The following is a 14209-nucleotide window of genomic DNA, read 5'->3' on the forward strand; positions in this document are numbered from 1 at the left end:
CACCCGAGACGCATCAGAATTTGGCCCTGACGCCAACCGCGGCATTGCGGCCAAAGCTGTTATATCCTGCTACGACACTGTACTGCACATCGAAGATGTTATCGACGCGGCCATAAAGCTCAAGCCTGTCGTTGATCGGCAATGATGCCCGCAAGCCAACCAACGCATAGCCATCAATACCCACGCTGTTTGACGCATCGTCAAAGCTATCGCCGATCAACAACACACTGCTGCCCACCGACAGGCCAAAAGGCGTTTGCCAGTCGACCGTCAGGCTGCCGCTATGTTGCGGACGTAACGCCAGTCGGTTGCCGAAATTCGCACCCGCAGACCGGTTAACCGCATCGACCAGCGTATAGCTCGCCCGAATGTCCAATCGGTCGGTGGGGTTCAGGTTGAAGCCAGCTTCTGCGCCGGTTGATTTCACGCGATCGATGTTTTCGGACTGAAAAGTTGCAAAGGAGAACGCGATCAAGTCCGTGCTGCGCCGGTTAAAATAGGTCGCGAAAAACCGGGCCTTTCCGTCCAATATTTGCTGTTCGAAACCAAGGTCGAAATTGCGCACGGTTTCGGGGCGCAGGTCGGGGTTGCCATAAGGTGGTTGACCTTCAGTCAGCGTCGGCGCGCGGAAACCCTCGCCATAGGTGGCGCGCAACATGGTGCGGCCATCATTGGGGGTGAAGGCAATATTGCCGCCCAATGTCGTTTGCCCGCCATAGTCTCTATATTGGTCATGTCGGACCCCGCCCGTCAGTGTCAGCCCGGCCAATGGGCGAACGATAATCTGGCCAAAGCCGCTGGCGACGTGGTTGCGCGCGATATCGGCTGCAGCGCCCTCAAAAGATGTGCTGGCGAACGACCGTTCATACTCCAAACCAGCGGTAAGGGTCAGGGCGTCGTTGACGTCAAATGCCGTGTGATATTCCGCGCGGTCGATGCTGCCACGGACAATGAAGTTGTTGAAGCTGAACACCACCGGGTCGGTGCCAAGCCGCCTGATGTCGGTTCGTGTGTAAGCCATGCGGTTTTGCATGCGGCCGTCGAGCGCAACGACATTCGCCCCGACATAGCCGACAAATTGCCGGTTGCGGGTGACGGGCAGGGCATTGGCGCCGATCCCAAAGGCGGAGTCATATTCCACTGTCGCGTGGTTATAATAGCCACGAAAATCGAGGTTGAAGGCATCGCTTATGTTCAACTTCAACCGGCCATTGCCCGCGAAATTTTCAAAGCCATCGCGTTCGGTGCCGCCCGCCAGTGCCGAAATTCCTTGGGCATCGACATATGACCCGCCAAAGCTGCCTTCGATCAGGCCACTGCTTCCGGCCATGTTGGCGTTCATCCGTTTGGTATCGGCGGCACCATATTCCGCGCCGAAGCGTCCTTCGAAACCATCGACCGGGGCCAGTGACTGGATATTGACTACGCCGCCAATCGCTTGGCTGCCCCAGATGATTGAGTTTGGCCCGCGCAGGACTTCCACCTGACCAATATTGCCCGTCATCAGCGGGCCAAAATCAAACGCACCATTGGGGTTGGTGAGGTCATTGATCCGCACGCCATCGATGAGCACCAGCGTCTGCGAACTGTTGCCGCCGCGCAAAAACGCGCTGGTCTGCCCGCCAAGGCTGCCGCGTGCGGCAACGGTAACGCCGGGCACGCTTTGCAACGCATCACCGATGGTGGCGCTTTGCAATTGGTCGAGCCGCTCGCGCTCGACAATATCGATCGCTTGTCCTGTTTCTGACCGCGGTTGTTCAAATCCACTAGCGGTGACAACGATAACGTCGTCCCATTCATCGGCCAGTGCCGACGTCGGCAGCAGCGCAAGCGCCGCGGCCGCATATTTTAAATAAGTCATGGAACTATCTCCTTCGCATGACGTCCAACACAATGTCGTCACGCGGAGGAAAACCCCGATTGCGCCAGTGTCCCGCAAGCACAAAGGACAAACCGCATTCAGGCAGGTCTCCTGGCTCCCGGGTCAGTGCTCTTGCCCCGCCTTCCCAGTTTCACGGTTACCCGTTTCCCCAGTGGCATTTGGAGCAAAAGCTCGCCGGTTACAGTTGCGGGAACAGCGCCGGATTTCCGCCGGCTTCCCTATTATCCACGCTCTCGCGCAGACCTGGTGCGTACGAAGCGGGTTACGCCGCTTTTGTAAGGAGGGCAAGGACTTCAGCGGCTATGGGCGCTGGCGCTATTCAGTGGCGGGTCTTGCCCGGGCGCTGCATACCCCAAAATTGCGGGCCTTCGGGCACTTGCCAGCTATGCTTGATGGCAAAACCAAAGCTTTGATATAACGCAATATTATGTTCGTCTGCGGTTTCCAGATAGGCAGGTAATCCATCCTGATCGGCGCGCTCCAAACCGGCGCGAATGGCAGCGCCGCCATAACCCTTGCCCTGATAGGCCGGATCACATCCCGCATAATGCAAATACCAGACGGGCTCTTTTGGCAGATGCTTTTCGATGAGGTCTGCGACTTCGAGGCCGCGAAATATCGAAAAGCGCAGCTGCTGGACGAACGGCAATATTAGCCGCGCGGTATCCAACATGCTGTCGCGGGCCTGCCCCGGACCACGCCATAAAGTGACGGCCTCTATGCCATCGGTTCCATACACCGCACCTTTGCGATGTTCGTCGCGCAAGAACAGATGGAACATGCCCGTAAGCCGCTGCGCGCGCAGCTTTGCGTCTGGAATGACGTAGCTCCACCCGGTTTCTGTCTGGAACGCCCGCGCCAATGTCTCGGCGATTTCCAGATTGTCCGTTGGCTTTAACAAACGTGCGTGCGGCAAATTAGGCCTTTGCTTGCGTTAGGATGGGCAGATTGCGGACACGCTTGCCGGTGGCAGCGAACAACGCATTGGCCAAGGCAGGGGCCGCCGGAGGAACGCCAGGTTCGCCAATGCCGCCCATATCTGCGCCGCTGTTGAGGAAATGGATATCGATCTCCAAAGGCGCGCCTGCCATTTTCAACAACGGATAATCCGCCAAGTTGCTTTGTTGAACCGCGCCATTTTCAAGCGTAATCGCCTCACCAATGGCGGACGAAAGCCCCATGATGATGCCGCCCTCAATCTGCGCCATGGCGGCGTCCGGGTTAACAATGCTTCCGGCGTCCACGACCGTTGTTACCTTATGCACTTTGGGCATGCCGTCTTCACCGACCGACGCTTCGATAACCTGCGCGACGATGGTTCTGAAGCTTTCGACAAGTGCGACACCGCGACCCGTTCCGGCGGGAAGGGGGGAGCCCCAACCGCTGCGTGCAGCAACTTCGTCCAATACGCGTAAATGCCGTGATCCCGCCTTCAAATGATTACGGCGAAACACAACCGGGTCTTCGCCCGCTGCATGGGCCAGCTCGTCCATGAAGCTTTCGTTGTAAAAGCCCTGCTGGGTCGAGTTGACCGAACGCCACGCGCCGGTTTGCTGGTTCGAAACATGCGCAAAATGGCGACGCGACACGGCGGGAAGGGTATAAGGGAATACCGTTTCGCTCTCCGCGCTTTCGGGTTGGGCATAGTCGTTGCGATATGCGCTTATGCGTTTTTCTTTGGTCAATGATGCCTGCAACGCGGCGGAGCTTTGTGGTCGATATGCGCCTTGGGCAACTTCTTCCTCACGGCTCCAGATCAGCTTCGCCGGATAAGGCAATTGCATCGCAAGCTTTGTGACCTGCGCGACGATTTCCATATACATCGGCAAGCGGCGGCCAAAGCTGCCACCGATCATCATCGGGTGGAAGGTCACATCATCCGCGTCGAGACCGGAAACGTCCACGGCCATCATCTTGGTGGCAAGCGGGTCTTGCATGCCGCCCCAAATGTTGAGCTTCCCATCCTTGAAATGGGCGGTCAGGGCAAATGGTTCCATCATCGCGTGGTGCAAAAATGGCACCTGATATTTCGCCTCGATCGGCTTTGCGCCAAGACCAGCCTGCACATCGCCGTCGCCGGCTGTGCTATCGGCATCGCCCTTGGCGATCAGGGCATCCTGCGCCTTGAAAATGGACGCGGTCGAGATGCCGCCATTGCCGCCGTCCGAAAACTCTGGTGTGAGCGCGCGCAAGCCGGAAATGGCGGGCCAATAACCTTTCGCCACGACAGCAACCGCATCATCGAGCTTGATGACTTTCTCGACACCTTTGACCGCCAAGGCAGGCGCAGTGTCCACGGACGTCAATTTGCCACCACGCACAGGCGCTGCCATGATCGTTGCGACGCGCATGTCGGGGACCGCAAAGTCGATGCCATATTGCGCGCTGCCATCGACCTTCGCGGGAATGTCGAGCCGCTGTATCGATTGGCGCATGATGCGATATTGCGACGGATCCTTCAGCTTCGGCGCATTGTCGAGTGACAAGGTAGCCGCCTCGGCCGCCAGTTCGCCATAGCGCAACGCACGACCGGATTTGGCATGGATGACATGGCTGTCCTGTGTCGTCAGTTCATCGGCTGGAACGTCCAGCCGCTTGGCAGCGGTTTCAATCAATGCCAGCCGCGTCGCCGCGCCGACATTTTGAAAGGTCACCCGGCCCGTGAACCGCAACGCTGTGGAGCCGCCGGTCATCTGAAGGTTCATTTGCCGCGCGAGGAAGGACAGGAATGATTGCGGAATGCCATTAATGATCGCAGGCTGCCCCGTCATATCGGCAAGGAAAGCGCGTCCAAGCCCCACATTGGCGAACGCCGGTTCTGCGGGTGCAGAAACAACACGCACCTGATCCCACGCAGCGTCCAGTTCTTCGGCGAGCATTTGCGCAAGACCGGTGTTGGAACCCTGACCAATGTCGGTGTGCGGCGAATAAATGGTGATGCTGTCATCCTCACCAATTTTCAGCCATGTGGCAAAGCTGTGGCCGCCGTCGCTTTCAAGGCGTGCCTTGGCGGATTTGGCAGCATTGCTGTCGGCGATGGAGATACCGAACAGGCCGGCACCGACCACGGCTACACCGCCGATGAGGAAGGCACGGCGTTTGACGCCCTTGCGCTTTGTTGGTTGCACTTCAGTTGCGGTGTTGTCAGCCATTATGCCGCTCCTTCTGCAGGTTTCGCTGCTTTCGCCGCTTGCCCGGTCGCTGCATGGATCGCCTTGCGGATGCGCGGATAGGTGCCGCAGCGGCAGATGTTGGTCATCGCCTCATCAATTTGTGCATCGCTTGGGCTGCCGGTTTTTTCGATGAGCGCCACAGCGGCCATAATCTGCCCCGACTGGCAATAGCCGCATTGCGGAACCTGCGCAGAAATCCATGCTTGCTGGACGGCGTGGAGCGTACCATCCGCAGATTTGAGGCCTTCGATGGTAGTGATCGCCTTGCCCGCGACTTCGCTCACGGGAAGGCTGCACGAACGGGTGGGTTCGCCATTCACATGGACGGTGCACGCGCCGCAGGCCGCAATGCCGCACCCGAATTTCGTACCGGTTAGGCCAAGCTCTTCGCGGATAACCCAAAGCAACGGGGTGTCCGGCTCCGCCGAAAGTGCCACTGGCTTGCCATTGATTGACGTCTGAATTGCCATGCAAATAAGCTCCCACCCAAAACTGCGTTTCATATAGCAACGCTTCCGCCTCTTTGCTAGCGCATTGCCATGACTATGGGCAGCGCCAATCACGACCGTATCCTTGCCGCCGCAATCGACTGGGCAGGCGCGCCGATGGCGATTGCCACGGTGGTCGAAACCTGGAAATCCGCGCCATGTCCGGTCGGTACACATATGCTTGTGCATGCGGACGGGCGCTTTGTGGGGTCTGTTTCTGGCGGCTGTGTTGAAGGCGACGTCCTTGAGCGTGCGCAGATGGTTTTGGCAGGCGCGCCGTCGGTGCTCCGCCGATATGGCGTTGCTGACGATGCGGCGTGGGACGTGGGCCTGCCCTGTGGCGGGGATATTCAGGTGCTGGTCCAGCCTGTTTCCGCCGATGGTTTTCCTGCGCATCTGTTTGCCGATATCATCCAGGCGCGCTCTGCCGGCGCGGCGCTGTCGGTTGCGACGGATTTGGAATCGGGCCGAAGTGCTGTGCTGGACGATGATGCGGGTGTTGGTTTCGTCAATATCTACCATCCGCCGCGCCGTTTGCTGATTGTCGGCGCGGTTGAAATTGCATCGGCCCTTGCCGCCATTGCGGTATCGCAGGGGGTGGATGTCACATTGAGCGACCCGCGCGGCCGATTTTTAACGGCGGAACGCTTTCCCGGCATTCGGTTGGATGACCGCTGGCCCGACGACGCGGTCAAGGCTTTTGCGCCCGATAGCCGAAGCGCGATTGTGACGCTGAGCCATGATCCCAAAATCGACGACCCTGCGCTGGCGGCGGCGCTGGCGAGCCCTGCGGCCTATGTCGCTGCGCTCGGTTCCGTCCGGTCACATCAGGCACGTTTGGCCCGGCTGTCGGCGGCGGGTGTAACTGCAGAACAATGCGCGCGCATTGAGGGGCCAGCGGGCGTGGCGATTAACGCCATCAGCGCGCCCGAAATCGCGCTGTCTATCGCAGGCGGCATGATCCGCGCGTTTAACCAAGGGCTGCGTTGATGCAGGCGAAGGACGTGGCAATCGTCCTGCTGGCGGCTGGCAATGCGCGGCGTTTTGGTGCCGATAAGTTGATGGCAGAATTTGAAAGTGCGCCACTGGGTGCGCGTGCGGCGCGTGAACTGGGCGGCATTGCGTCAGCCGCGCATTTCGCGGTGTGTCAGCCCGACGCAATTATTGCCGCACATTATAAGCTTTTGGGATTTGATATTGTCGATAACCCGAACCCCAGCATCGGGCTATCGGGCTCGCTCCATCTCGCGGTTGAGGCAGCCTTGCGCACCGATGCGCAGGCGTTGCTTATCGGGCTGGCCGATATGCCGTTCGTGCAGGCTGCCCATGTCGAGGCGCTGATTGCGGCTTGCACGGATGATGTGGTGGCATCTTTTGACGGAAACCAGCCCATGCCGCCCGCTATATTCCCGCGATCTCATTGGCCGGATTTGCTGGCGACAGCGGGCGATGCTGGCGCGCGGCATATTCTGGCCCGTGCAGAAAAACTGACCGCACCTGCGGGCATGTTGCGCGACATTGATACGCCAGATGATTTGGCCGCTTCAAAAGTTTCGTTTCATCGCATAGACCGTCCGCAATGAACCAAATATCTGCACGCCCCGCTATCGAAGCTGCTTTGCGCAATCCGAACCTTATGGCGGCGGCTGTCGCGCTTTCCGAAAACAGGTTGGAGGATGCAGAGCCGCTGTTGCGCGGTCATTTGCGTGATGCGCCGACGGACGTTGCCGCCATTCGCATGATGGCGGAATTGGCGGCGCGTGTGGGCCGGTTGAAAGATAGCGAGGCATTGCTTCGCCGCGCGCTTGAGCTGACACCTGACTTTGGCGCTGCGCGTGCCAATCTGGCAACGGTATTGTACAAACAGAACCGGTTTCCAGAGGCGCTTGAGCATTTGAATGCCGTGCTCGCCGAAGACGGTGACAATCCGGTGCAGCAAAATTTGAAGGCTGCGGCACTCGGGCGGATTGGCGGTTATGCAGAGGCTATTGCGCTCTATCAGGAACTGACCGCGCGGTTCCCCGACCATGCCAAATTGTGGATGAGCTATGGCCATATGCTCAAAACCGTTGGCAATCAGGACGAAAGCGTTGCGGCATATCGGCACGCCATATCGGTGGAACCAACGCTGGGCGAAGTGTATTGGAGCCTTGCCAATCTAAAAACCTACCAGTTTTCGGACGACGATGTTGCGGCGATGGAGACCGCTTTAACATCGGCCGGGTTGGTTTCGGAGGACGCGTTTCATCTGCATTTTGCGCTGGGCAAGGCAAGCGAAGAGCGCGCGGATCATACCGCCGCCTTTGCGCATTATGCCAAGGGCAACGCGCTGCGCAGTGCGGAGCTGCATTATGATCCGCAAAGCGTAAGTACGCAGGTCGATAAGATCGCGGCCCAGTTCACCACTCCATTTTGGGAAGGGCGCGCGGGACAGGGGCATAAGGCGCCAGACCCTATCTTCATCATCGGCATGCCGCGTGCGGGCTCGACGCTGATTGAGCAAATCCTTGCGAGCCATTCCATGGTTGAAGGGACGATGGAACTACCGGACATTCCAGCCATGGCGCTGCGTGAAGGGCGCGGGTCGGACTGGATTGATGCGACCGTTGCGCTATCCGCCGATGATGCCGAACGGCTTGGCGCGGAATTCATCGAGCGCACGCGCATCCAACGCAAAACCGACAAGCCATTTTTCATCGATAAGCTGCCCAACAACTGGAATTATCTGGCGTTCATCCGTTTGATTTTGCCGGGCGCCAAAATCATTGATGCGCGGCGGCACCCGCTGGATTGCTGCTTTTCCAATTATCGCCAGCATTTCGCCAAGGGGCAGGCGTTCAGTTATGACCTTGCGCATATGGGCCAATATTATGCCGATTATGTGCGGGCGATGGCGCATTTTGATGCTGTTGCGCCGGGCTATGTCTACCGCGTCATTCACGAACAATTGCTGGAAGACCCGGAGCAAGAAATCCGGAAACTTTTGGAATATCTGGGGCTGCCGTTTGAAGATGCGTGTCTGAATTTCCATGAAAACAAGCGTGCGGTGCGCACTGCGTCGAGCGAACAGGTCCGCCGCCCCATCAACCGCGACGGCGTTGACCAATGGAAACCGTATGAAGCGCATCTTGAGCCGTTAAAGCGCGCACTTGGCCATTTGTGGGAAATTTATCCGGCCGCAGCATAGTTGCTGGGTTGCAACACAGAAATGTAAAATTGTATAAAAACGGCTGATGGAGCGAAAATATATTGCGTGAGGGCGCAATTGGGAGCCTATTTATTCTAGGGTAACAAGGGAGGGTCGCTGCATGCGCCTACAAAGTCAGAAGTCTAACGTCCGAACAGCTCTCGTTGTGCTGTTGACATCAACCGCCTTCGCAGCGCCAGCTATGGCGCAGCAAGCCGCTGAAGAGGACAGCAATGTCATCGTCGTGACCGCGCAAAAGCGTGAACAGAATCTGCAGGATGTGCCAATTGCCATCAACGCGATTGGCAATGAAAAGCTCGATCAGCTTCAGGTCAGCGAATTGCAAGATGTCGTCAAGTTTTTGCCTTCGGTCACGATCCAGCAAGGCGGACCAGGTTTTGCGCAGGTGTATTTCCGCGGCGTAGCGTCGGGTGAAAACGCGAACCACTCGGCATCGCTGCCGACCGTCGGCACATATCTTGACGAAATGCCGATCACGACCATTCAAGGCGCGCTTGATTTGCACGCATATGACCTCGCACGTGTTGAAGCACTGGCGGGTCCACAAGGCACATTGTACGGCGCAAGCTCAATGGCAGGTACATTGAAGCTGGTGACCAATGCGCCCGATCCTTCCGGACTTTACGGCAGCGTCGGCGTTGAACTCAACAATGTTGCGCATGGCGATTTCGGTTCGATTTACGAAGGCTTTGTGAACGTGCCAATCGCCGAAGGCGCCGCAGCGCGTTTGGTCGGCTGGTATCGTGATGATGGCGGCTATATCGACAATATTCAGGGCTCGCGCACCTTTGCGAGCTCAGGCATTCGCCAAAGCAATACCGCGTTGGTTGAAAAGAACTTTAACGACGCTGAAACATATGGCGCACGTTTGGCTTTGGGCATTGATCTGGACGAAAACTGGACCATCAAGCCAACGCTGATGGGCCAAGTCCAGAACACCCAGGGCAGCTATTCACAGGAACGCTCCGGCCAAACAACCGGTGAACTGCAAACTGTGCAGTACAATCCAGAGGGCAGCCGCGATAAATGGATTCAGGCCGCGCTTACCGTTGAAGGTAAGATCGGCAATTGGGATGTCACCGCGACGGGCGGACATTTGCGTCGTAAGACAGAAACGCAATTGGACTATTCCGATTATGCGTATTTCTATGACGCGCTCGCTGGGTACGGCAATTATTTCTATGACAATGCCGGGAACCTCGTGAACCCGAACCAGTATATTGAGGGTGTTGACACGTATAGAAAAAGCTTCGGTGAATTGCGTGTTGCCAGCCCTGCGGACGCACCCGTGCGGTTCATTGGTGGTCTGTTTGCACAGCGTCAGTCGCACATCATCGACCAAAACTACATCATCGACAATATTGCCGATTCCATCACGGTTACCGGAACCGACAGCAATATCTGGTTGACCATGCAGAAACGCGTTGACCGCGATTATGCGGCATTTGGCGAATTGACCTATGACCTAACGGAGAAGCTCTCGCTCACCGGTGGTCTGCGTTACTATAAGTTTGATAACTCGCTTCAAGGCTTCTTTGGATTTTCGAGCGGCTATTCCAGCCGAACCGGTGAAGCAGCCTGCCTCAACACCGATGGCACAACACGCCGCGCCAATCCAAGCGGCACACCGGTGCCGATCCTCGTCGATGGCAGCCCTTGTACCAATGTTGACAAGTCGACTTCGGACACTGGCTTCATCCACAAGCTGAACGCCACGTACAAGGTCAATGACGACGTGCTGCTCTATGCAACATGGTCGCGTGGTTTCCGCCCCGGTGGCATCAACCGTCGCGGTACCTTGCCACCTTATGGCTCGGACAAGTTGGACAATTATGAATTGGGTTGGAAAACCACATTCGGTGCGTTCCGCTGGAACGGCGCAGTGTTCCAGGAAGACTGGAATAATATTCAGCTGTCCTTCCTCGGCGCAAACGGTCTTACGGAAATCCGCAATGCCGGTATTTCGCGTATTCGCGGTGTTGAAATGGATGCAGGCTTCCGTGCCGGCGGCTTCAGCCTGAATGCTGGCTTCAGTTATAACGACGCGCAAATTCGCCGTGACTTCTGCGCCATTGCCAACGCGAATTTTGATTGTTCGACACCGGGCAATTCCTTGCTCGCAGAGGCTGGATCGCGTCTGCCTGTTACGGCCAAGTTGAAGGGCAACGCTATTGCGCGTTACGAATTCCCTGTCGCTGACTGGGATGGCCATGTTCAATTTGCCGTCAACCATATTGGAAGTCGCAAGAGCGATTTGCGGCCTGCGCAAAATGCAATCAAGGGCGATTTGGGCGCCTACACGACCGCTGACTTCTCCGTTGGTGTGAAGAGCGACCTATGGACGATCGAGGCTTTTGCGACGAACCTGTTCGACACACGCGGTATCGTGAACACAGGCGTCCAATGCCTTGAAACTGTTTGCGGTACGGACGTGACGCCTGCGACGCCAACTGGCGGTGCATTTTACGACGTGCTGATCAAACCACGGCTGATCGGCGTGAAGTTCTCACGCGATTTTTGACAATTGTTCGCTTTTCTTCCCTGCAAAAATTTGTAGGGAAGGAAGGTGAAATTCGTCATTAAATGAATGACATAAAGTTTGTCGCCAAGGGCGACAGGGGGGAGAAGCCGGATCTGTATAGATCCGGCTTTTTCATTATGGCTTAGCCGAAGATCCGCTTCAGGATGCCTCTGTCAGCCAGCACTTCAGCAGCGCAGTTATGGCCCGGAGCGCCGGTAACACCGCCGCCGGGATGGCTGCCCGCACCGCACATATACAGGCCCTTCAACGGTCCGCGATACGCGCCATGGCCCAAGATAGGACGTGCTGACCACAATTGGTCGAGGCTCATATTTCCGTGCATGATGTCGCCGCCCACAAGCCCGAATTTGCGTTCGAGACCTTTGGGGCTCAAAATCTGCCGGCCAAGGACTGACGCGCGGAAACCCGGTGCATAAGCCTCTACTGTGTCGATGATGACATCGGCCGCCTTGCCCTCTTCGGCATCCCAATCGCGTTTGGAACCATCTGCATTATCCGGAAGCTCCGGCGCAAATTGCTGGCAGAACAGGCTCGCGACATGTTGCTCCGCAGGCGCGAGGCTGTCGTCGATGATGGATGGGATCAGCATCTCGACAATCGGTTTTTGCGACCAACCATCGCGCTTTGCATCAAGAAACGCGCGGTCCATATAATCAAGCGTTGGCGCAATGATGATACCCGATTGATGGTGTTCGCCGGGTTCGGGAAGGCACGTAAACTTGGGCAGTTCTGAAAGCGCGACATTCATGCGGAACGTGCCGCTGCCGGCCTTGAACCCTTTTACGCGGCGTTTGAATTCGGGTTTCAAATCGGCGTCGTCGAACATGCGTTCGTATAACAGCTTTGGTCCAACGTTGGAGATCACGCGGTCGGCGACGATTTCCTCGCCACTTTCCAACCGGACGCCAGCCACTTTTTCGCCATCGACCAGCACGCGCGATACCGGCGCTTCAAGGCTGATTTCCACGCCAAGGGCAACGCACACCTTCGCCATGATTTGCGTAATCGCGCCCATGCCGCCAATGCTATGTCCCCATGCGCCCTTGTTGCCGTTCACTTCGCCAAAGACGTGGTGGAGCAAAACATAGGCGCTGCCGGGCGTATCTGGGCTGGCATAGTTGCCGACGACGGCGTCGAAACCGAACGCCGCCTTGACCGCTTCGCTCTCGAACCAGCTGTCGAGGAAGCTGCGCGCCGATTTTGTGAACAGTTCAAGCACGTCACGTTGCTGCGACAGGTTGAGCTTCATCAGCCCGCGACCCTGCACGGCGGCGTCGATCAATGTCTTCAGCCCGTCACCGACATTGGGTGGCGATTTCAGCGCAAGATCGCGCAGGACGTCGGCAACGCCTTCCAACATGTCATAATATTCGGGAAGCACTGCGGCATCATGTTTTGAAAAGCGCGCAAATTCGGCCTGTGTACGCTCAAGCCCGCCGCCCAGTTTCAAATAGCCGCCGTCTTCTTGCGGCAGAAAATTCGATATCGGGCGTTCAATGACACGGTAGCCATGGTCGGCCAGTTTCATGTCCGAAATGACCTTGGGCTGGAGCAGGCTGACGGTGTAGCTTGCGACCGAGTTGCGGAAACCGGGGTGGAATTCTTCGGTGACGGCCGCACCGCCCACGACATCGCGGCGTTCGACGATACGAACCTTTAGACCGGCGCGCGCCAGATAAAAGGCGCAGACAAGGCCATTGTGGCCAGCGCCAATGATGAGTGCGTCATATTTTTGTGTCATTTTTTGCTCCAGCCCTGCGCAGGGCGATGTTCAAGACGCGACTCGGGAATGATGTTGCGAATTTGGCGACAGAAGCTTTTGAGGCAAACTTCCGTGTCGGACAGCGGACCCATGGAAAAGCTTTGGCTAGCCATGCCTTGCTGCACGCGGGTGATGAGGACGGTATCCTCCGCATTTACTTGCCGGTTAATCCGCCAATTGAGATAGCGGGCAGCGCGCATTTCGCGGCGGTCATCGGGTAAGACATAGCTAATCTCGCGGATGATGCAGCTGGTAGGGCCAGTTGGCAGCCATTGCATGAAATCGACCTGGTCGGGATAAATGTCGAACGCAACCGATGGCCACAGTTTGAAATACAACCAGCGTTTCTGGTTGGCGGCGGGCAGGTGCGGCACTGGAGGTAACAGATTCTGATAGCCACGCTCTGACCAGTTGGCCGATGGCCGGTCCACAAGGTCGCCCCACATGCGGTCAACATGTGGCTCTGCCTCAATGCCGTAGCTTTTGCCGAACAGCCGCGTGAGGCCGGGATGCGCCACCGGAATGTGCAGGCCATCGGAATAATTGTCGCCGACATTTTTCCAGTTCACAGCGCGCGGTCGCATCGTGACCCGGCCAAGCGCCCTGAGTTCTTCAAAACGATAGGGCGCGACTTGGTCTTCATAAGGCGCCATCATGTCGGCGACCGAGGGGCCGCCGCTTTCCAGGCGGACAAAAACAAAACCGCGCCAGATTTCCATGTCGACAGCGACAAGACCCGCTTTGTCCTTGTCCAAAGTGGGGTAGGACGCGCTGTCCGGAACACCCGTCAGGCGGCCATCAAGATCATAGGTCCAGGCATGATAAGGGCACACAAGTTTCTTGGCGCATCCGCCTGATCCATCGACCAAGCGGCTGCCCCGGTGGCGGCAGACATTGGTAAAGGCACGCAATACCTGATCCGCACCGCGCACGACGATGACGCTTTCGCCGATATAATCGAGGCTATGCCAGTCGCCACTGTTCGCGACATCGCTGACATGGCAGACTACTTGCCATGAGGGACGGAAAATCCGATCTACCTCAAGCGCTGCAAATTCAGGATCATCATAGGTCCATGCTGGCAGGCTCCAGCCGTCCAGATTGTCACGCTCTATGTGCAGGTCTGATTCGGACATCTTGCTCTCCTTGTTATA

Annotated in this window: 10 protein-coding genes and 1 riboswitch; of the genes, 4 read left to right on the top strand and 6 right to left on the bottom strand. The window is 57.3% G+C overall.

Annotation, left to right across the window (positions count from 1 at the left end; genetic code table 11):
• Positions 1-13 precede the first annotated feature (13 nt).
• From ACIQZK_RS04225 to ACIQZK_RS04240, 4 genes are all read right to left on the bottom strand, one after another.
• Positions 14-1861 (bottom strand): TonB-dependent receptor plug domain-containing protein, encoded by a 1848-nt coding sequence (locus tag ACIQZK_RS04225; RefSeq protein WP_397575040.1) that lies wholly within the window; start codon positions 1859-1861, stop codon positions 14-16.
• 83 nt (positions 1862-1944) lie between these two features.
• Positions 1945-2144, bottom strand: a riboswitch (cobalamin riboswitch).
• A gap of 57 nt (positions 2145-2201) precedes the next feature.
• A complete protein-coding gene (locus tag ACIQZK_RS04230) occupies positions 2202-2798 on the bottom strand; it encodes a GNAT family N-acetyltransferase (RefSeq protein ID WP_397575041.1) in 597 nt (198 codons plus the stop codon).
• 1 nt (position 2799) lies between these two features.
• Positions 2800-5034 carry a molybdopterin cofactor-binding domain-containing protein gene (locus tag ACIQZK_RS04235; RefSeq protein ID WP_397575042.1) on the bottom strand — a complete coding sequence of 745 codons (2235 nt, stop codon included), beginning with the start codon at positions 5032-5034 and terminating at the stop codon, positions 2800-2802.
• Positions 5034-5525 (bottom strand): (2Fe-2S)-binding protein, encoded by a 492-nt coding sequence (locus tag ACIQZK_RS04240; RefSeq protein WP_397575043.1) that lies wholly within the window; start codon positions 5523-5525, stop codon positions 5034-5036. Before ACIQZK_RS04240 ends, ACIQZK_RS04235 begins: the two co-directional genes overlap by 1 nt.
• Before the next feature lie 69 nt (positions 5526-5594).
• Between ACIQZK_RS04240 and ACIQZK_RS04245 the strand changes: the two genes are divergently transcribed.
• The 4 genes from ACIQZK_RS04245 (at position 5595) to ACIQZK_RS04260 (ending at position 11272) form a co-directional block, all read left to right on the top strand.
• Positions 5595-6533, top strand: coding sequence for an XdhC family protein (locus tag ACIQZK_RS04245; RefSeq protein WP_397575044.1), 939 nt, complete (start codon positions 5595-5597; stop codon positions 6531-6533).
• A gap of 14 nt (positions 6534-6547) precedes the next feature.
• Positions 6548-7126, top strand: a complete 579-nt coding sequence (locus ACIQZK_RS04250) for a nucleotidyltransferase family protein (RefSeq protein WP_397575045.1) — start codon at positions 6548-6550, stop codon at positions 7124-7126.
• The gene (locus ACIQZK_RS04255; protein ID WP_397575046.1) at positions 7123-8730 is read left to right on the top strand and encodes a sulfotransferase; all 1608 of its coding nucleotides are present in this window, start codon (positions 7123-7125) and stop codon (positions 8728-8730) included. Before ACIQZK_RS04250 ends, ACIQZK_RS04255 begins: the two co-directional genes overlap by 4 nt.
• A gap of 202 nt (positions 8731-8932) precedes the next feature.
• Positions 8933-11272, top strand: a complete 2340-nt coding sequence (locus ACIQZK_RS04260; protein WP_397575047.1) for a TonB-dependent receptor — start codon at positions 8933-8935, stop codon at positions 11270-11272.
• Between the two features lie 142 nt (positions 11273-11414).
• On the opposite strand, the gene ACIQZK_RS04265 is transcribed toward ACIQZK_RS04260, so the two are convergent.
• Together ACIQZK_RS04265 and ACIQZK_RS04270 are read right to left on the bottom strand one after the other, a co-directional pair.
• Positions 11415-13034 (bottom strand): phytoene desaturase family protein, encoded by a 1620-nt coding sequence (locus tag ACIQZK_RS04265; protein WP_397575048.1) that lies wholly within the window; start codon positions 13032-13034, stop codon positions 11415-11417.
• A complete protein-coding gene (locus ACIQZK_RS04270) occupies positions 13031-14191 on the bottom strand; it encodes an aromatic ring-hydroxylating dioxygenase subunit alpha (protein WP_395637549.1) in 1161 nt (386 codons plus the stop codon). The genes ACIQZK_RS04265 and ACIQZK_RS04270 overlap by 4 nt, the downstream gene beginning before the upstream one ends.
• Positions 14192-14209 lie beyond the last annotated feature (18 nt).

Origin of the sequence: Sphingorhabdus sp. (genome assembly GCF_044338195.1) — a bacterium.
Lineage (GTDB): Bacteria > Pseudomonadota > Alphaproteobacteria > Sphingomonadales > Sphingomonadaceae > Sphingorhabdus_B.

Excerpts from the sequence above, each read along its gene's own strand:
- ACIQZK_RS04255 (WP_397575046.1), top strand. The coding sequence starts at position 7,123 with ATGAACCAAATATCTGCACGCCCCGCTATCGAAGCTGCTTTGCGCAAT.
- ACIQZK_RS04270 (WP_395637549.1), bottom strand. The coding sequence starts at position 14,191 with ATGTCCGAATCAGACCTGCACATAGAGCGTGACAATCTGGACGGCTGG.
- ACIQZK_RS04235 (WP_397575042.1), bottom strand. The coding sequence starts at position 5,034 with ATGGCTGACAACACCGCAACTGAAGTGCAACCAACAAAGCGCAAGGGC.
- ACIQZK_RS04225 (WP_397575040.1), bottom strand. The coding sequence starts at position 1,861 with ATGACTTATTTAAAATATGCGGCCGCGGCGCTTGCGCTGCTGCCGACG.
- ACIQZK_RS04240 (WP_397575043.1), bottom strand. The coding sequence starts at position 5,525 with ATGGCAATTCAGACGTCAATCAATGGCAAGCCAGTGGCACTTTCGGCG.
- ACIQZK_RS04265 (WP_397575048.1), bottom strand. The coding sequence starts at position 13,034 with ATGACACAAAAATATGACGCACTCATCATTGGCGCTGGCCACAATGGC.
- ACIQZK_RS04260 (WP_397575047.1), top strand. The coding sequence starts at position 8,933 with ATGGCGCAGCAAGCCGCTGAAGAGGACAGCAATGTCATCGTCGTGACC.
- ACIQZK_RS04245 (WP_397575044.1), top strand. The coding sequence starts at position 5,595 with ATGACTATGGGCAGCGCCAATCACGACCGTATCCTTGCCGCCGCAATC.